17 protein-coding genes are annotated in these 17,712 nt (G+C 44.1%); 9 read left to right on the forward strand and 8 right to left on the reverse strand.

The features are described from left to right. The first annotated feature begins 39 nt into the window (after positions 1 to 39). Both JGK36_RS03470 and JGK36_RS03475 read left to right on the forward strand, forming a co-directional pair. Entirely contained in the window at positions 40 to 933 is an 894-nt protein-coding gene (locus JGK36_RS03470; protein WP_293182804.1) for a histidine kinase dimerization/phospho-acceptor domain-containing protein, read from the forward strand. Between the two features lie 181 nt (positions 934 to 1,114). Then, on the forward strand, positions 1,115 to 2,554 hold the full coding sequence (locus JGK36_RS03475; protein ID WP_293196264.1) for an IctB family putative bicarbonate transporter: 1,440 nt from the start codon (positions 1,115 to 1,117) through the stop codon (positions 2,552 to 2,554). 857 nt (positions 2,555 to 3,411) lie between these two features. Here the strand turns inward: JGK36_RS03475 and JGK36_RS03480 are convergent. The 3 genes from JGK36_RS03480 to smpB form a co-directional block, all read right to left on the reverse strand. After that, positions 3,412 to 3,642, reverse strand: a complete 231-nt coding sequence (locus JGK36_RS03480) for an Osc7112_2153 family protein (RefSeq protein ID WP_293185323.1) — start codon at positions 3,640 to 3,642, stop codon at positions 3,412 to 3,414. Further along, on the reverse strand, positions 3,639 to 4,364 hold the full coding sequence (locus tag JGK36_RS03485; protein ID WP_293185324.1) for a tetratricopeptide repeat protein: 726 nt from the start codon (positions 4,362 to 4,364) through the stop codon (positions 3,639 to 3,641). The genes JGK36_RS03480 and JGK36_RS03485 overlap by 4 nt, the downstream gene beginning before the upstream one ends. 710 nt (positions 4,365 to 5,074) lie before the next feature. Then, positions 5,075 to 5,542 (reverse strand): SsrA-binding protein SmpB, encoded by a 468-nt coding sequence (gene smpB, locus JGK36_RS03490; protein WP_293185326.1) that lies wholly within the window; start codon positions 5,540 to 5,542, stop codon positions 5,075 to 5,077. A 138-nt stretch (positions 5,543 to 5,680) separates the two neighbouring features. Between smpB and xrtO the strand changes: the two genes are divergently transcribed. Together xrtO and JGK36_RS03500 are read left to right on the forward strand one after the other, a co-directional pair. After that, entirely contained in the window at positions 5,681 to 7,231 is a 1,551-nt protein-coding gene (gene xrtO, locus JGK36_RS03495; protein ID WP_293185328.1) for an exosortase O, read from the forward strand. Then, the gene (locus JGK36_RS03500; protein ID WP_293196266.1) at positions 7,209 to 10,073 is read left to right on the forward strand and encodes a TIGR02921 family PEP-CTERM protein; all 2,865 of its coding nucleotides are present in this window, start codon (positions 7,209 to 7,211) and stop codon (positions 10,071 to 10,073) included. Before xrtO ends, JGK36_RS03500 begins: the two co-directional genes overlap by 23 nt. Before the next feature lie 248 nt (positions 10,074 to 10,321). Here JGK36_RS03500 and JGK36_RS03505 read toward each other — a convergent pair whose 3' ends face one another. Together JGK36_RS03505 and JGK36_RS03510 are read right to left on the reverse strand one after the other, a co-directional pair. Continuing rightward, the gene (locus tag JGK36_RS03505; protein WP_293185330.1) at positions 10,322 to 10,792 is read right to left on the reverse strand and encodes a cupin domain-containing protein; all 471 of its coding nucleotides are present in this window, start codon (positions 10,790 to 10,792) and stop codon (positions 10,322 to 10,324) included. 625 nt (positions 10,793 to 11,417) lie between these two features. Beyond that, positions 11,418 to 11,726: a Rieske (2Fe-2S) protein gene (locus tag JGK36_RS03510; RefSeq protein WP_293185331.1), complete on the reverse strand. Its 309-nt coding sequence runs from the start codon at positions 11,724 to 11,726 to the stop codon at positions 11,418 to 11,420. A gap of 116 nt (positions 11,727 to 11,842) precedes the next feature. On the opposite strand from JGK36_RS03510, the gene JGK36_RS03515 reads away from it, so the two are divergent. From JGK36_RS03515 to JGK36_RS03535, 5 genes are all read left to right on the forward strand, one after another. Next, the gene (locus JGK36_RS03515) at positions 11,843 to 12,376 is read left to right on the forward strand and encodes a COP23 domain-containing protein (protein ID WP_293185332.1); all 534 of its coding nucleotides are present in this window, start codon (positions 11,843 to 11,845) and stop codon (positions 12,374 to 12,376) included. 154 nt (positions 12,377 to 12,530) lie between these two features. Then, the gene (locus JGK36_RS03520) at positions 12,531 to 14,162 is read left to right on the forward strand and encodes a tetratricopeptide repeat-containing serine protease family protein (RefSeq protein ID WP_293191925.1); all 1,632 of its coding nucleotides are present in this window, start codon (positions 12,531 to 12,533) and stop codon (positions 14,160 to 14,162) included. A gap of 89 nt (positions 14,163 to 14,251) precedes the next feature. Then, positions 14,252 to 14,503 (forward strand): PPC domain-containing protein, encoded by a 252-nt coding sequence (locus JGK36_RS03525; protein WP_293191991.1) that lies wholly within the window; start codon positions 14,252 to 14,254, stop codon positions 14,501 to 14,503. A 205-nt stretch (positions 14,504 to 14,708) separates the two neighbouring features. Continuing rightward, on the forward strand, positions 14,709 to 15,053 hold the full coding sequence (locus JGK36_RS03530; protein WP_293191927.1) for a hypothetical protein: 345 nt from the start codon (positions 14,709 to 14,711) through the stop codon (positions 15,051 to 15,053). Continuing rightward, a complete protein-coding gene (locus tag JGK36_RS03535) occupies positions 15,050 to 15,253 on the forward strand; it encodes a hypothetical protein (RefSeq protein ID WP_293191929.1) in 204 nt (67 codons plus the stop codon). Before JGK36_RS03530 ends, JGK36_RS03535 begins: the two co-directional genes overlap by 4 nt. Positions 15,254 to 15,312: 59 nt before the next feature. Here the strand turns inward: JGK36_RS03535 and JGK36_RS03540 are convergent, their stop codons facing one another. The 3 genes from JGK36_RS03540 to JGK36_RS03550 form a co-directional block, all read right to left on the reverse strand. Further along, positions 15,313 to 15,534: a hypothetical protein gene (locus tag JGK36_RS03540; protein WP_293191931.1), complete on the reverse strand. Its 222-nt coding sequence runs from the start codon at positions 15,532 to 15,534 to the stop codon at positions 15,313 to 15,315. Positions 15,535 to 15,813: 279 nt separating this feature from the next. After that, positions 15,814 to 16,167, reverse strand: a complete 354-nt coding sequence (locus JGK36_RS03545) for a hypothetical protein (protein WP_293191933.1) — start codon at positions 16,165 to 16,167, stop codon at positions 15,814 to 15,816. Positions 16,168 to 16,191: 24 nt separating this feature from the next. Next, entirely contained in the window at positions 16,192 to 17,652 is a 1,461-nt protein-coding gene (locus tag JGK36_RS03550; protein ID WP_293191935.1) for a serine/threonine-protein kinase, read from the reverse strand. Positions 17,653 to 17,712: the final 60 nt, after the last annotated feature.

Genomic DNA, 17,712 nt, shown 5'->3' on the forward strand with positions numbered 1-17,712 from the left:
AACAATAAGCGCTCGATAATGAACCAACAAAAATAACCGATGAATAACAAACCTATCGATTTATCTACTAACTCAATTAAAGTAAAACTGCTGAATCATTTAGCGCAAGAATTGCTCACCCCGCTCACTTCTGTCCTCGGCATGGCAAGCGTATTGAACCAAGAAATTTACGGCCCCTTAACGAGCAAGCAAAAAGAATATATCGACGTGATCCAAGACAGCAGCCGATCTTTGCGATCGCTAGTTGAAGAAATTTTGGAACTGGCAGATCTAGACGATACCGCTTTCACATTGAAGCGAACCGCAGTTGATATAGAAACTTTGTCTCAGCAAGTTGTGACAACCCTGTCGCCAGCAGCCTCTAGACGAGAGCAAGAAATTAACTTGTCAATGGGGCCCGGGCCGCGCATCTGGCTGGCCGATAAGGATAAAGTTCAGCAAATGCTGCACCACTTAATTTTTAGCATTATTCAATCGGCTGGGGCAGGCAGCGTGATTCGAGTCCACGTTTCTCGGAAACAAGACGGTATCAATATCGGAGTTTGGGTTTTTCATCCTTGGTTGGGTGAAAGTTTGCCCCATGCTAAACTCTACTCCGACTACTTGTTGAAGGTCGGAGCCGATCGCGGTGCGCGATCGAACTCCGAAACCGACTCCCTGGAATTTGAACCGCCACTTCCGTCACAGACACAGGCTTCGCAGCGATTAACGCTGGCGTTTTCTGAGTTGGCGGCTTTGGTGGCCGAGAATGCTGCGGATACGGCACCTGTGTTAGCTGGTTACGGCGCTAGGGAACGCTTGGGGCTGCTGCTTTGCTGCCAGTTGGTGGAAATTCAAGGCGGCAAACTCTCGATTCAAGGCACTCCAGAATCTGGATATCGCTACGCGCTCTGGCTCCCCTGTACCAATGCTACCGAGTTGTTGGAAAGATGAAGTCAGTTGACAGTTGACAGTTGACAGTTGACAGTTGTTATTGGTTACTTGTTATTGGTTACTTGTTACTTGTTATTAGTTATTTGTTGTTATTACAGCCAATAACGAACAACGAATAACGAATAACGAACAACGAATAACGAATAACGAATAACGAATAACGAATAACGAATTTAAAGAAATGAATTCAGTTTGGCAACAGTTAACTCTGGCAAATTTGTCGCTCTCTCAGTGGCAAAGTGGCAGTTATTTATTGAATTTGGCGATCGGCTCTTTGCGCGGTTGGCGGCAGAGTAGCTGGCTGATGCAGTGGGCCGAGCCCCTGGGTTTTGTTTTGCTCGCCTTGACGTTCGGTATGGGCCCATTTGTAAACAACGCCCTGGTGGGTGTGTTGATGGCTGCTGGCGCTGCGTTTTGGGTGCTGCTGACTGTTTCGGACGATCGCGCGATCGCCCTCACACCCATTCACTTGCTGGTACTTTTGTACTGGGGCATTGCTACCGTCGCCACAGCAATGTCGCCGGTGAAAGCCGCCGCTTTTACAGGCTGGACGAAGCTAACGCTGTATTTGCTATTTTTTGCACTGATGGCGCGGATATTGCGAGATTCCCGTTTGCGATCGTGGTTAATAGCCGTATATCTTAATGTTGCTTTAATTGTCAGTTTCTACGGCGTGCGGCAGTGGATTGATAAAGTGCCACCATTAGCTACTTGGAACGATCCGACTTCTACTCAAGCCGATGTCACCCGAGTTTACAGTTTTTTGGGCAATCCCAACTTGCTCGGTTCCTATTTGCTACCAGCCATTGCCTTGAGCGCCGCCGCACTTTTTGTGTGGCAAGGATGGGGAACCAAACTTTTAGCGTTGACGATGCTGGTGGTGAATTGCGCGTGTTTGCGCTACACCGACAGTCGCGGTGCTTGGATCGGTTTTGTGGCACTGCTAGTAGTGTTTTTAGTCCTGCTTTGGTACTGGTACAGCCCTTTGATGCCTAGGTTCTGGCGCACTTGGGCGCTACCGTTAGGGTTAGGAGGTTTGGCTGGAGCGTTAATTTTGGGAGTAGCTTTGGTGCCAGCGTTGCGCGATCGAGTTTCGAGTATGTTTGTCGGGCGCGGCGACAGCAGCAACAATTTTCGGATTAATGTTTGGATGGCGGTGATTGACATGATTCGCGATCGGCCAATCCTCGGCATTGGGCCCGGAAATACTGCTTTTAATAAAGTTTATCCGCTTTATATGAAGCCAAAATTCACTGCTTTGAGCGCTTATTCTGTGCTGCTAGAAATTGCCGTCGAAACTGGTTTTATCGGTTTAATGTGTTTCCTGTGGCTGATGACTGTTACCGTCAATCAAGGTTTGTTGCAGATCAAAAAATTGCGCGACGCACAATTTAACAGCTCTCATTTAGAGGAAGAATCCCCAAATCTCAAATCAAATCAGGGGTTTTGGTTGATTGGGGCGATCGCCACTTTAACTGGTATGATGGCTCACGGTTTTGTCGATACAGTTTGGTATCGGCCGGAAGTTAATATGCTTTGGTGGTTGATGGTGGCGATTATTGCTAGTTTTTATAGCAATTCTCAGCAGCAGCAAGATTCAGGTTTGACACAGGGCGAGTAGAATAGCGATCGGAAAAATCAGGTACCCCTGGGTAATCACCGAAAAGCTTGCGGTTCAAAAATCGAACTTATAAAAGTAATGGCGGGGTTTTATCCCCGCCCGGTAAGGATTCCAGTTCCCAAAAAGCAGACAGCTTTCCTAAAGCTGCAAGCGATGATTTGACACTCTCCGACCTGAAGGTGCGGAGATTCTTAAGAAGCTTTGACACTCTTAAATACGCTGTCAAGACACATCTAGACGTTCAAAACAACTACCTTTTGGTGTTGCAATTACGCTTACTTTTTTGATTTATGCTTTCGTTCGCACTTCTCAACACTAAGCCAGTTCGGTACGCTCCCCATCCTGCGCTGCTTGGCTGTGCCATAGTCTTTCTCAAACAAAGATGTTGAGGGTGTCTTACTGCCCGGAATTTCACCGTTCTAGGAATGGTTCTACGCGTAGTTGATACGCCTACTTGTTCCACATTGTTAAAAACTATAACACAGATTACTGGCAACCTAAAGGTTGCAACTGCGTTTCATCCCCGGCTTGAAAGACCGGGGTTCTCACGCGACGCGCTATAGCCTTTCTCAAATAAGTGAGGTATGCCCTATGCCCTATGCCCTATGCCCTATGCCCTATGCCCTATGCCCTATGCCCTATGCCCTATGAGCACCGCACTGTTACTGAAAAAGGCTATAGTCATCAGTCATTTCCAATTCTTTAATCTCAAATCGAAAAATCTCAAATCTCAAATCTCAAATCTCAAATGGTATAAGGTGCACAGCGTGCACCTACATAACTACTACTACATACTACATACCTGTTAGTTGTAAAGTGCTAGTGGCGAACTCTACAAAAATTATCGAAAATAACTCTTATTCTTCGCTATCCGAAGGCATTGCAAATCTCGGACACGCATAATATCCATCTCTATCTTTGCACCGCCGCCACGTCGTAGACTGATTCAATTGGAACAGCGTTGCGACTGATTCATTCACTGTGGGTGTAACAGTTGCAGGAGTTGGCATTGCTCTTGAGGCTTGACTTAGCTCCATTACCGTTATAATTGCCAGCATGGCTGATGAAAGCAAAACTGTGCGTTTCATTTATTTGTTTTTTCCTCTTTTAATCGTTGACGTGCCATTCCTATCCATATATCCTCATCGAATTCTTGGGAATCCGCATACTTTAGACAAGTTTTCCACTGCGGTAGCGCTTCCTTCGTCTTTTTCATCCCTTCTAGGACTTGCGCTTTTAAGCAGTAAGTTGCAGGTCTTTCACTATCAAGCTTAATCGCTGCATCCAGATGCTGCAATGCCTCTGAATATCTACCCTGTTTCAGCCGAGCCCATCCCAAATTTTTGAGTAAGGAATATTTTACTCGATCGTCCTCAGCTAATTTTAAACCTTGCCACAGCAAGTGAACGGCAGCAGCATAGTTTTTCTTGTCTACTATATATAATCGAGCTAAATTGCTGTAAGCAGCAGGGAGACCCAGTTTGGCAGCTTGCAGGTATTTTCCTCGGGCGCACTCTAAATCTTGCACCTCTTCGCACAGCCATCCCAAATTGTAAAGAGCTGTTCGGCTCTTGGGATCTACGGAGAGGGCTAATTCATAGGCTTTTTGAGTATCAGCCAATCTATTGGCTTTGTAGTTTTCAAAGCCCTTATTATTAAACAGTGAGGCGAGTTCCGGCAACCCAAATTGCCAGCCGCCAAAGCCTACTGCTAGCATCAGTAGGAATGCCGCCCACTTGGAGTGATGATGCTTTTTTGTTGGCTCTTTCATGACATTAAAAATGTTAGCTAACGGTGTCGTTTTTAGCATCTTTTAACTTGAGAGTTGGGATATTTTGTTGTCTAGATTTAATTGCCACCCTCATGGCATCATAATCTTAGGAAATGAAGGAAGGCTTGAACTCATTTCTCATTTATGGTTTGCAACTCCACAGCCGAATGCTTGCCTCATGCTGCGATTACCTAGATGTATTCGAGCATAGGTTAACCCTTCGTGGGACTCCACAAGCAATCCGGATATTTTCAGGAAGATTGAAGATTGAAGCGGGAAGAAGGACAGTTGACAGTTGACAGTTGACAGTTGACAGTTGGCAGTTGACAGAAGAGCCCGAAGAGGTTGACAGAAGCGGTTGAGAGGACTGATGACTGAATGACTGATGATATGGTGTTCGCTCGATTAAGGGCACGCGCGAACAGTTTGTAGTGCGTCCTGGTGTCCGCTCTGAAGCTGCGGACACCAGGACGCACTACGAACCATTTTTATTATGGTTATGGATCGGACATGATAGGCAGCATCTGAGTTTTGTATTTATAGTGCTGTCCCCGCTCGCGTACTATACAATACGCGAGCGGGGACGCTCGCACTCAAAAAAAAATGCTTTTTACAAAAATGAGATGCTCCCACATAATATAACTGATGACTGTTGACAGTTGACAGCTTGCCCCCTGCCCGAAGAGCACAGTCGTTGGGTTGATAGGTGACAGTTGACTGTTTACCGACTAATGACTGATGACTGATGACTAAAATTGCTTCATCGCGCGTTCCATATCCCGCTTGTCTTCGCGTTTCTTCAAATCTTCGCGCTTGTCGTGCAGTTTTTTCCCTTTTCCCAAACCGATATCAAGTTTTACCCAGCCACCTTTCAAATACATTTTTAACGGCACTAAAGTCAAACCTTTTTCTTCCACTTTGCCGATTAATTTGCGAATTTCCTGCTTGTGCATCAGCAATTTGCGGGTGCGGCGAGGCTCGTGATTAAAATAGTTGCTAGCACTTCTCCACGGCGAAATATGAACGTTAATCAGCCATATTTCGCCATTTTTAACCAAAGCATATCCGTCCCGCAAATTCGCTTTTCCTTCCCGAATCGATTTGACTTCGGTTCCCTTTAACTCGATTCCCACTTGATATGTATCTATAATTTCATACAAATGGCGCGCTTGTCGGTTGTCGCTAAGAATTTTGTATCCTGTACTTTTTTCGCTCATTTTTACCTCCGATTAAATTATTATAAGGCTAACATTTATGTATAGAAAATAGAAGCTTGACAAAACTTAATTTACGGGTCTAGGCATTACCAATTTTGCTGAGCTAAGATTTCATCAATGTGAATTTCAAGCGGTATCATGCAGCGCACCAATATTCCAGATTCGGGAATTTCAGATTCTGTTAGTCCCCCTCAGGCGGTTAATTTGGTTTGGCTGGCTCCTTTTTTGCTGGCGCTTGCTTGGTTTTGGGCCAATATCTCGGCTGTTAAGTGGCTGTTATCGTCGTTTGTTGAGATACCGGCACTGTACAAGATAGCAATTGGTTTTCTGATTGTAGCATTAGTAGTGCGATCGCCCCAACCGAGCGATCGCCCGCGCGCATTTTCCCGCAACTTCATTTTGAGGCGCAATCCGCTGCTGTTGATGTTGGGTGCAGGTGTTTTGGCGATCGCCACAGGGTGCATAATTAATATCCCACAAGTTAGCGTACTGCTATTTATCCTCGGAACTTACGGGCTGTGCGGCTTCTTTGCGGAACCGAATTTTTGGCAAAAAAACTTGCCAATTGCCGGCTTGCTGGCTTGTATTTTACCCTTCAGCAATCAGTTTAATAGCGGCCTCGGCTTGCCCGCGCGAGTGATGACTGCTCACGTAGTAGAACAGTTGCTCTCATTCCTGCACGTGGGAGCTATTTCTTCCTACGATATCCTGATTTTGGAAAACGGCATCGCTCACGTTGATATACCTTGCAGCGGCATTAAAACCCTATTAGTCGGGACGCTATTTTTGCTAGTGGCTACCTGGTTAGAAAGCCGAAAATTAAGTTTTCAATGGCTGGCAGTATGCGCTGCTAACTTGTTAATGTTGCTGTCTGCTAACGCTTTGCGGGTTGTCGCGCTAGTGCTGGTTGCCCAAGTTTGGCAACAGCCAACCTATGCAGAAATCCTCCACGTACCGCTGGGAATTGTAGGTTTAGTCTGCGGTTGTTTTGTAAGTTGGTTGATGCTGCAACAAGTTCCCAAATTTCAGCCAACAAAACAAATTGATTTCAACTCGCAACGAGATTCGGAAATACTGAAAAATCAGCCTCTGGCAAAAGCCGGACTAATTGTGACGGTGACTGTTTTAGCAGGAATTTCTCAATTGTATCATGTCGAAAGTACAAAAGTAGCGATCGCCCCTTTACAACTACCCCAACAAATTATATCCGAAGCAATCCCGCTGAATCCCAGCGAACAAAGATTCTTCGGCAATTACCCAGATACAAAAGCCGAAAAAAAGAGATTTGTCTCAGGTAACTTGCACGGTTCCCTCCTCGCAGTAGCCAGCACATCTTGGCAGACTTATCACGCACCAGAGTTGTGCTTTGTAACCAGTGGCATCTCCGTTAATCGAATAGAACAAAAACAGCTAACTCCTACCGTAACCGCTCGCTGGCTGTATCTCAAAGACAACCAACTATCCGCTGCATACTGGCTGCAATCTCAAGCGCAAACCACAGATAACTTCTTGTCGCGCATCGGCAGCGACATCACCCATCGCAATCAGACTTGGGTGCTAGTTTCCATTCTTTTTGACAGTTTCGTAAATCCTGAAAATTCCGAGGTACAAGAGTTTACTGCTAACGTACATAATGCTGTCAAACAAAGCTTAAAAGGAGCAAAAAATGAAAGCAAAGCAGGTATTTGATGCAATTTTTAGAATTGTTTTTTGGGTGTGGAACCTGACATTTTTGTCAACTGTTTATCTAGGAATTTTGCCATACCTAGCAATTCCGTTAATCCAAGCAACAATAGACGGAATTATTCCCCTTGAATTTTCCTTAACCCTAACAGCACTGATAGCAGTACCGACAGTGTTTACCATAGTAGGAGCAAGGCGCTTTCACAAGCAACCATTGCAGCTAATGCGCTTGTTTTACGGAGTAGAAGCGCCGTTGTTTTTGCTCTGCTTAATCAGGCTGTTTATGCTTCGAGAACTGAATCCAGCCAGCTCGCTAATTATCGCTACAATCGTTTTGTGCATTGCAGCATTTTTAGTAGAAATGCTGTACGGATATTTTGGGAAACAAGAAAATATTGAAGATATTTCAATATCTCAAGATGCTCGCAACAGAAAGTCCAGTTCTATTGGATTCATGGGAAACAAGCGAAGTGCATGGATCCAGTTAGGATTTCACAGCTTAATGCTGCTAGTTGGAACTTGGGCGGCAACCTTGCTGATGTTTTACGCTCTACCTGTCGCATTTACGCTGGTAGTTGGATTTTTAAGTTTTGTTTGGGTAGCACCACTGATAGATTCTCTAAAGTACACTTCATTATCCATAATTTGGTGGCTACCATTATCCTTGATTCTGTTTGGTCTTACCTCCAGCTTGTTCGTAGTAATGCCTTCGCTTTACGGCTTTCTATACATCCAATCTGGACGCAAAGTATTTCGCAGTTTTGCTTCCCAATACGGAAAGAATCAAGCAATCATGGGCAGCTTGGGAGTCATGGCTGCTTGGCTGGCAATTTTTGCAGCTTTGCTACAGCAGCCGCAAATTCAAGCCATGAAAATTCTGGCAACTCCCGCAGCAAATGACACTGCGCGTCAAACTTTATTAGCCAAGTCTGATATGATTCGATCGGGCTTAGTTAATGCTTATTTATCTCCGTACCGCTATCTCAGCACTGTGGGAGAAAACAACCACATTTATGAGATGTACAAAAATACGTTCAGTTTGCCTAACACAGCGGCTCGCAACGTGCAGAACAGCTACAATTTTTTAATGTCGCCGTTTTTGTATCAAGGCTCTGATTCCGATGTTAAAAAAGCCGAAAAACTCTACGCTGGATTCTTCGATACCGAAATTCAAAAAGGTGACACGGAAGCAGTAAAGCACGCAGTGCAGTCAACATCTAACCGCCAAGAAGCTAAGGCAGGTTTGCTGAATGTTAATGAGGAAAAAGTATGGTTGCAGTCCCAAGAAGTTACAATCACAGAAAAGGGCGATTGGGCTGACATTCAACTCTACGAAGTTTACAAAAATCAAACGCCGAACTTGCAAGAAGTATTCTATTACTTTTCACTGCCGGAAAGCGCCGCAGTTACAGGAGTTTGGCTGGGCGATACTGGGGATTTGAAAAGGCGTTTTGCATTTAGTGTGTCGCCCAGAGGTGCTGCACAGCAAGTTTACAACCAGCAGGTGAGAGAAAATGTAGACCCGGCTTTGCTCGAACAAGTTGGCCCGAAACAATACCGCTTGCGAGCTTTTCCAATTCCGGCTAAACGAGAGTTTTCGCGCACGCAAACTGATGGGCCAACGGAAATGCACTTGTGGCTGACTTACAAAGTGATGCGACAACCACAGGGTTGGGCGATGCCTGTTTTAGCAGAAAAACGTAACATTTATTGGGATGGAAATACTCGCCGCACAATTGCCGGAAAACAGGTAAATTACAAGGGAAAAGAGGCAAAAGAAACTTGGCTGCCGACTTTTGTGCTAGCAGTTTCCCGGCAGCAAGCAATACCGCGTCTGGCAAATTTGCCGGGAGAAAATACGATTTCGGCTCAGCCGTTAGTTGATGCAAATTATTCGCTGCCGCAGGGAAAAAAGTTGGCAGTGATTCTGGATACTTCTCGCAGTATGGCGGGGGAAACAAAGGAAGTTAAGGAGAATTTTGAATGGTTGAAAGCGAATAGTTTAAAAGCAAATACGGTTGATTTGTATGTGGCGAGTGCGACGGGGATGCCGCCGAAGTTGGTGGAAGATTTGGGGAGTTTTGATGTTGGAAAGTTGACGTTTTATGGTACGCTCCAACTTAAGGATATTCTGCAACAGTTTGCACAGTTACGCGCCGATCGCACTTATGATACTGTATTCTTGGTGAGCGATCGCCACAGCTATGAGTTATCCGACGATCGCAAAACCAGCGTTTCCATGCCCTCACCCCTATGGACTGTGCATTTGGGAGGCTTACCACCGGCTTACGATGATGGAACTTTAAAGCTGATTCAAGATAGCGGTGGCGGAGTTTCTACCGATATCAAAGAGGCGATGCAGCGAGTGGCGACGACAGCATCATCAGGGAAATCTGCAATTAGTGTTGTTGATGGCTATGTTTGGAGTTATGCCAAAACTCCCAAGTCGGCGGCGGTTGCGAAAATAACTGATGATGAAAATGAAGGTTTTAAACCGATAGCTGCGCGGCAGTTGATAACCGCCCTTAGCAAAGAGAAAACTTCCAATCAGTTGACTCAGTTGGATGCAATGCACTCGCTAGCTAAAACTTTTAAAGTCGTCACGCCTTATTCTTCGATGATTGTGCTAGTTAATGACGCGCAAAGGGCGCAGCTAAAGGCGGCGGAAGCTAAGAGCGATCGATTTGAAAGAAAGATAGAATCGGGTAAGGAGGAGTTGACGAAACCGAACAATCCTTTGAATGTTTCTGGGGTTCCGGAACCGGAAGAATGGCTGCTTTTGATCGTTGGGGCGATCGGGCTTTTGGGGGTTTTCCTCCGTCAGCGGCGCGCCAAAGTGATAGGTTGAAAAGTGCGGTGGTTTAAAGTTAATTAACTCCTTCCCAAGCGATGTGCTTGGGAAAGAGTCATATCATGTCCGCTCTATTACCATAACAAAAACAGTTTGTAGTGCGTCGGGAGTGTCCTCCGCATGAAAGCTGACTGAAGTCCGCACTACGAACCAATCTGATTGTGCTTAATTACTCGGACACCATATGAACCCCAGATGCCAGTTCAAAACTTTAATCCGCCACCACCAAGCACCAGTAAAGTCGATTAACGCTCGATCAAAATTGCTTTCGGTTTCTGAGAATCCAGGAGAGAAGTGGAAAGCAGAATTACCAGATCTCCTGTTTCATTTTGACCGTGATGCACCATACCCCCTGCCTCAACTAAAGAATCTCCCACCGTCAGACGAGTAGTTTGGCCCGCGTCTAGGGTTTCTTCTTTACCATTGGCGCGTTTAATTTTCGCGATTCCCTGGACAACAGTATAGGTGAGTGTCCCCAATTCAACTTTGAAAATTTGCATCCCTGGATGAACGTGAGGCAGCAGTTTTGCCATACCAGGAATGGTATAACGTACTAATTCTAAAATTCTACCTTCTGCCTCACTAGGATAACCACTCGCGAAGACTTCCCGTTTCACGGTTTGACTATAGGTATTGATAGGTGGTGGTGTTTGCTGACTTCTGACAATTGCAACTGTTCCCAAGCTAATCATCACCATCAAAAAAAAAACAGGCATAGTTTTTTCATGATTTTATTTGTTGGAATATCTGGTTTTCCGTCCCTAGTTGAGATTTTATCTTTGACGCTCCTTGCCGCGTGAAGGTACGAGGAGTATGAACACTATTGAGAATGTTTGTTGGGTTATAAAACAATACGGTTTACTTAACACTATTTATGCCCGGAGATCACCCTAAATCCCCCGCATCGTTGCGGGGACTTTAAGAGCTTCTTGTCCCCCCCGCATCTCCCGGGGGGTTAGGGGGGATCTGTCTTAAGTGAACCGTATTGGGTTATAAAATTACTGGTATCACGCTCGGAACCCTTCTATTAAATGCGTGGGACTTTGTAATTTACCAGGCAACTCAGATTCTTATGCTCTGCCTTGTTTGGCTCCCATGTCGGCAAAGCCTCCCGGCGCTAGCAGGTTTGTGTTGGAAACAGCACATAATAAGATTTTGACAAATTGTTGTTACGGTTATTAACGGTTATTAACTGTATAAAAAATATCTATCTTAAGGCATAGATTGCCAGACACGGTGCCGTGCCGTGTCCCTACAGGTAAAAACCTCTAATTTATTTTTCTTATTTTTTTATTCTTATGAGATTTTGTTTCAAATTGGTATGAATAAATGACTGATGAATCATGATTCATTGATGTCAACAAAAACGATTTCGCCCTCAATCTTTACGGGATAAGACTCTAGGGAATCACTCGGTGCATTCAAACATTTACCAGTATCTAACTTGAATTGAAATTTATGAAAGGGACAGGTAATAATGCCATTACTTACTTTCCCCATATCGATCGGATATTCTAAATGAGTGCAAGCATTGCGGTAACAAGTGACATTCGCACCTTGGCGATTCAAAATTAGTGAAATTCCTTCAACTTTTACCTTCAAAATATCCCGTTCGGGAATCTGATTTAGCGCTGTTACGTCTACCCACATATGATTTTTTGGTTTAAATAAATTATGACAGACTGATTTGCGGATTTAGCATCAGGATAAGTTCCAGGTTGCAAATGTAGCTCAGCTATGAGATAATATATCAAAAATTTATATTTATGAAATCCAAAATCTTGACCGGACTCCTGACAGGGCTAGTTGTTTCTTATAGCACGAGTGCGCTGTTTTGTCAACCCAGCCGTGCGGGCAATAATAGCTTTTTCTGCGGCACTCTCAATAGACAGCCTGTCACCTTGGTTCGCACCCCACGGGGCAGTGTACCCCTTGTCCGCTGGACTTCTAACAACTATTTTCCGCCGCCGTGGACTGCTCAAAAACGCTGCGAAGAGGTAGGTCGAAGATTTCAGCGAAACTACGATAACGGTACTCTCAAATATATTAACACTGGGACTCTGAACGGAGAACCGGTGGTGTGTGCTGCTGTTAACAAAGACGATAGTTGTACGAATAGGACTTTGCTATTCACTCTCAAGCGGGGGAGTGATGCTGACGCTACTTTGAAAAAATTGATGGATCGTCGCGGGTTGGCTTCTGGATATGTACTATCTGAAACTGGGCCTGGTTCTGTTGATGTGGAGAGATATCTGGAAGACACACCGGTTGAGGAAAATGTTTCTCCTATGTCTCCCTAGGCGTGGGTTTGCTTATCCAATATGAAGACTGACGCATAAATACCAAAGAAACCGGGTTTTTACCAGTGTTAAAGACTGAAATGCAGAATTTTCGGCAAAAACCCGGTTTCTGTCTCCATGACTAAATATCTCAAATTTCTCAACGCTAAAATCAATGAACTTCTCTAACAAAATTCCCATCGCCTTAATCGGTACAATTGCAACTATTGTCATCGCCCAACCAACCGCAGTTTTCGCAATATCTGCTGATGAAGTTGGCAAAATTGCTAAATCAATCACAGTCCTGATTGACAGTAAAAATCCCGGTTCTGGAATCATTATCAAACGGAATGGCAACACTTATACGGTGCTCACAGCCCGTCACGTTTTCAAAGATGCTCAAGCTAAATATGAGATTGTCACGCCTGATGACAAGCGGTATTTGCTCAATTACAGCAGTGTGAAAAAACTGCCAAATATTGACTTAGCAGTTGTCGAGTTTACCAGCAGTCAAACTTACAGCGTGGCTAAGATTGGCAACTCGGATTTGGCGACAGAAGGGAAAGCGGCTTATGTGGCAGGATTTCCGAAGACTTCAGCGGCGATTAATACTTCGATTTACAATTTCACCGATGGGCGGATTACTGCTAATGCTTCTCGACCTTTAGAAGATGGTTATGCGTTGGTTTATAGTAACAATACGCTGCCGGGAATGAGTGGGGGGCCGGTGTTGAATGAGAATGGCGAGGTGGTGGGAATTCACGGGAGGGCGGATACGAGGGCGGCGGAATCTAGCAGTATTAATCAGAATATTCAAATTGCTAAGACTGGTTTTAATCTGGGGATTCCGATTAATACGAGTCTGAGATTGTTGGCTTCATCTCAAGTGGATTTAGGGGTGAAGGTTCCGAGTGCGCCTGTGGCGACTGGGCCGAAAGCTGGTGATTTCTATATTCAGGGTGGGGATAAGTATAAGAAAGGAGATTATCAGGGTGCTGTAGCCGCTTACAATCAAGCAATTCAGCTTAATCCTAACTATGTTGAAGCCTACAGCAACCGGGGACTTGCCCGCTCTGACCTAGGAGACAAGCAGGGCGCGATCGGCGATTACAACCAAGCTTTGCAAATTAATCCTAATTATTCGGAAGCTTACAACAACCGGGGGGCAGCCCGCTCTGATTTAGGAGATAAGCAAGGTTCTCTTGATGATTATAACCAAGCTTTACGAATTAATCCTAATAATGCATATGCCTACAACAACCGAGGACTTGTCCGCTCTGAATTAGGAGATAAGCAGGGTGCGATCGGCGATTACAACCAAGCTTTGCGAATTAGTCCTAACTTTGCCGTAGCCTACTACAGCCGAGGAGTTGTCCGCTCTGATTTAGGAGATAAGCAGGGTGCGATCGCCGATTACAACGAAGCTTTGCGAATTAATCCTAACGATGCTGATTCCTACAGCAACCGAGGACTTGTCCGCTCTGAATTAGGAGATAAGCAGGGTGCGATCGGCGATTACAACCAAGCTTTGCGAATTAATCCTAACCTTGCCGTAGCCTACAACAACCGAGGACTTGCCCGCTCTAATTTAGGAGATAAGCAGGGTGCGATCAGCGATTACAACCAAACTTTGCAAATTAATCCTAACTATGCCAAAGCGTACTACAACCGAGCAGTTGCTCGCTATCGTTTAGGAGATAAGCAGGGTGCGATTCAAGACCTTCAAAAAGCAGCAGATTTATTTCAACAGCAAGGTGATAAAGATAATTATCAAAAAGCCCTTAACAATCTTAGGAGACTTCGATAAACTATAACAACTACCCAAACAGCCAGCGACTAATCACGAATAGCTCATTAATACCTGGTAAATCCTCTGCCCTTCCCTCTGACGGAAGTCTGTACGAGCAACATACCTTTGAAGGCCGAGCCGGTCAATCAGTTACAATTAGCGTAGAAAGCCGCGATTTTGATACCTTGGTCATACTCTTGACCCCTGATGCAAAAGTGTTAGCAAAAAATGATGACATCAGCCGATCGAATTCCAATTCTTCTGTCACCTTCACCTTACCCGCCAGCGGCCGCTATACCGTAGTTGTTAATGCTTATAAAAAAGGCGAAAGAGGTAGATACACTTTGACAATCCGTTAGTATTCAATGTTGATGATGCTTACATTTATCAGATTGAGTGATTGCGTTAAATCTGAATACGATCGGGATTTACTCACTGCGACTAAAGAAACCGGGTTTTTACTTAATCTGTCGGCTACGACGAATATTTTTCGTAAAAACCCGGTTTCCCAGCCCCAGCCAATGCTAATATACTGATAATTTGTCATCCTCCAAATTCAAATTCATGGCAACATTACCAGACCAAACTATCAGCACTATTTTTAGATTGCAACAGCGGTTAGTCGCACTTCTCGACACAGCAACAGCAGCAGAATATTCCCTTTTACAGCAATTTGGCGAAACACAGGAAACAATGCCTGAGTTAGAAGCAATTGATAATGTCAAGGAACGCCTGAGAATTCCCTACAACCGCTTGCACAGAATCTTGCAACAGGTAGCAGAATCTCAACCAGCAGCAACAGCCGATGTGCTAGACTTTTTGTATAGGACGATCGCAGAGACAGAAGCAGCAGCCGATGGCTCAGAAGCAAGTATTCAAGAAATTAAAAGGAGTTGGAATCTGCCATGACTCAACAGCCCAGAATACCGGATTTAGAAACTAGACAGCAAAATGTTGCTAGGATGCGAGAATCTTGCCAGCAGCTTGATATTGTCAATTTAAAATTAGATGAAGTCCTCGCAATGTTAGAAGCTGACAACCGCCGTCAGCGACAGGAACGTTTAGATGGCAAATATCGGCGAGTACCAGAAAAAGTAGCTGAATCCTAAATAATTGCCCAAAATTTTTGACTAAAATATCTGTTCCTCATTTGATGGCAAAATAAGGATTAACTATCATTATCTAATTTCAGGGGAGGAATTTGATCGGCAGTTAAAGTAATTACTTTGCCATCCTGCCAAATGCTAATTGATTCCCCTAATTTGCGGTGTTTTTCTATGGCTTTAGCAATAGCAATTTTAACCCCAGCATCAATTTTTTGATGGAGTTCTGTTAGGGGAATTTGCGGTTTACGATCCAAGGGTGATTTGGTTCCAGATTGGGGATTCATAAATAATGACCTCTTGATTGTTATGTAGTGTTAATCTGTAGGGTGCGTCGCTACGAGATATTGAATAGAACTTGTAGATTTTTGAGGGCGACGCACCTTACACGACATCTCGCAAGATTATGTGTACCACATATACATGGAATATGCTGTATCAGGATTTACTCACTGCGACTAAAGAAACCGGGTTTTCACCTAATCTGTCGGCTACCACGAATATTTTTCGTAAAAAACCCGGTTTCTCGGCCCCAGTAAGTGCTAATTTATGTATAAATTAGGCATCTAATGAGAAATTAAGTTATTAGTTTCAAGTAAAAGATTCTGTAACTTGCGCGTCCAATCTCCTATTCCCTTATAGCAAAATTCCCAATCAGCCAAGTCAATCTCCCACAAATTATTAACCTTCGATTCCAGATTTCTGATAAAAAATTCATCTTCAGAAAGTCGCTGGTTAAAAGTGAGATAATCCATCCCATATTTAGCTTGATACTGAGCATTTCTTTGTCGAAGTTCAGCAACTTTTGCGGTAATCTGCTCGATGGTATAGCGTTGGATTGCCAAATCCATAGCCGCCTGCAAATCACCCAAAGCACTCAACACTTCAACATATTCATCTTTGATTGATACTGTCACCATAATCTGACAACTGCCTCAATAAATTTATTTCGTGTCTTGAACTTCCAGCGACTTAATCATTTTCTCAACAACAGGCAAAAACTGCTCGTACTTCCCCGCTTTTGCCTCGTAGGTTATCAAATAAGCCTTGTCATTTTTCATTGTCCAAACATTCAATTTTTTAAACTCTTCATTCCCTTCTTTTGTTGTATAAACAACTCTATACCCGTTTTTACCAGCCAGAGTAGATTCACCCTCTTGAGCTATCTTAGCATTTTTATCTAAATTCAAGATTTCTTGTTTAGATAACTTCGTATATTCATCAAGGGTTTTATTATTCGTCGTAGGTTCAACTGTCACAATCAGCCGTTCCTGAAAGTTATCAGCATCGTTTTCTTTAGGTGAAATAAATTGAACCACATCTTTGGTAACGGCGTTAGACTCTTCTTGTTTAGTCCAATTATCGGGATATTTGATTTTAATACCTTGGGCTGTATTGTCATAACTTGCCAGATTATCCGCAGCCTCCAATCCCACCATTTTTCTAATTTCTGGTGTAAACAATGCTGCTACACCAAATATAGCAGCCAAACCAACCCCAAGCAAACCAATTATATGATCTCGCGTCCAGTTACTCATTAATGTCAATAAGTTAGGAGATGATACTACAGTAGAAGATGGTGGAATTCTCCTCAAATTGTTGAAAGCTTGCAACACCTCTGCGGCTGACTGGTAGCGATCGCGAAAATGATACCGCACCATTTTGTTTAAGATATTAGCAAAACCATCGCTAACTTGAGTGCGATCGCGCCAAACAATTTCACCGTTAGCATCCTTTGGCAACTCGTGAGGAAGTATGCCCGTCAGCCATTCAATCCCAGTCATTCCCACAGCATAAATATCGCTGCCAAAGTTAGGATGTCCGTTATTTTGTTCCGCTGGCGTATAACCATTTGTGCCGATGCCAATAGTCGGCGGAATTTGCCCTGTAGTGTTAACTATTTGAGTGCTAATTCGTTTGACAGCCCCAAAGTCAATTAAGAATATTTTGCCGTCAGAATTGCGCCTCATTAAATTAGGAGGTTTAATATCCCGGTGGATGACTTTGTGCTGCTGAACAAACACCAATATTTCTACGATTTCCTGCAAAATAGCCATAACTTGCAACTCACTAAGCCGCTGGCCGGGAGTAATTTCTTTGCTTAAATCTCTCCCCTCAATCAACTCTTGAACTAAATAAAATTCCTGATTTTCCTCAAAATGATCCAAAAGTTCGGGAATCTGAGGATGAGTTCCTAGATTGTGGAGGGTGTCTGTTTCTGTTGTAAATAAACGTCTAGCTATCTCTAGAGTTTGCGGATCTGTAAACTGCGGCTTGAGTTGCTTGACGACACACCGAGGATTTCCCGATCGCCTTTTATCTTCAGCCAAGTAAGTTTGACCAAAGCCACCGCCTCCCAAGTGGTTGATGATGTGATAGCGTCCTGCGAGTGTTTGTCCTTGCATGAGAGTTATGTTGGGTAGCAGTAGTGTGCGGGCTGAACTATTGATAGTTTAGTTTAATTT

The organism is Microcoleus sp. PH2017_35_SFW_U_B, assembly GCF_020737865.1.
In the GTDB taxonomy this organism is placed as follows: domain Bacteria; phylum Cyanobacteriota; class Cyanobacteriia; order Cyanobacteriales; family Microcoleaceae; genus Microcoleus.

Excerpts from the sequence above, each read along its gene's own strand:
- JGK36_RS03515 (WP_293185332.1), top strand. The coding sequence starts at position 11,843 with ATGAAATCCAAAATCTTGACCGGACTCCTGACAGGGCTAGTTGTTTCT.
- JGK36_RS03545 (WP_293191933.1), bottom strand. The coding sequence starts at position 16,167 with ATGGTGACAGTATCAATCAAAGATGAATATGTTGAAGTGTTGAGTGCT.
- smpB (WP_293185326.1), bottom strand. The coding sequence starts at position 5,542 with ATGAGCGAAAAAAGTACAGGATACAAAATTCTTAGCGACAACCGACAA.
- JGK36_RS03475 (WP_293196264.1), top strand. The coding sequence starts at position 1,115 with ATGAATTCAGTTTGGCAACAGTTAACTCTGGCAAATTTGTCGCTCTCT.
- JGK36_RS03500 (WP_293196266.1), top strand. The coding sequence starts at position 7,209 with ATGAAAGCAAAGCAGGTATTTGATGCAATTTTTAGAATTGTTTTTTGG.
- JGK36_RS03470 (WP_293182804.1), top strand. The coding sequence starts at position 40 with ATGAATAACAAACCTATCGATTTATCTACTAACTCAATTAAAGTAAAA.
- JGK36_RS03510 (WP_293185331.1), bottom strand. The coding sequence starts at position 11,726 with ATGTGGGTAGACGTAACAGCGCTAAATCAGATTCCCGAACGGGATATT.
- JGK36_RS03505 (WP_293185330.1), bottom strand. The coding sequence starts at position 10,792 with ATGCCTGTTTTTTTTTTGATGGTGATGATTAGCTTGGGAACAGTTGCA.
- xrtO (WP_293185328.1), top strand. The coding sequence starts at position 5,681 with ATGCAGCGCACCAATATTCCAGATTCGGGAATTTCAGATTCTGTTAGT.
- JGK36_RS03550 (WP_293191935.1), bottom strand. The coding sequence starts at position 17,652 with ATGCAAGGACAAACACTCGCAGGACGCTATCACATCATCAACCACTTG.
- JGK36_RS03480 (WP_293185323.1), bottom strand. The coding sequence starts at position 3,642 with ATGAAACGCACAGTTTTGCTTTCATCAGCCATGCTGGCAATTATAACG.
- JGK36_RS03540 (WP_293191931.1), bottom strand. The coding sequence starts at position 15,534 with ATGAATCCCCAATCTGGAACCAAATCACCCTTGGATCGTAAACCGCAA.
- JGK36_RS03485 (WP_293185324.1), bottom strand. The coding sequence starts at position 4,364 with ATGCTAAAAACGACACCGTTAGCTAACATTTTTAATGTCATGAAAGAG.
- JGK36_RS03535 (WP_293191929.1), top strand. The coding sequence starts at position 15,050 with ATGACTCAACAGCCCAGAATACCGGATTTAGAAACTAGACAGCAAAAT.
- JGK36_RS03530 (WP_293191927.1), top strand. The coding sequence starts at position 14,709 with ATGGCAACATTACCAGACCAAACTATCAGCACTATTTTTAGATTGCAA.
- JGK36_RS03520 (WP_293191925.1), top strand. The coding sequence starts at position 12,531 with ATGAACTTCTCTAACAAAATTCCCATCGCCTTAATCGGTACAATTGCA.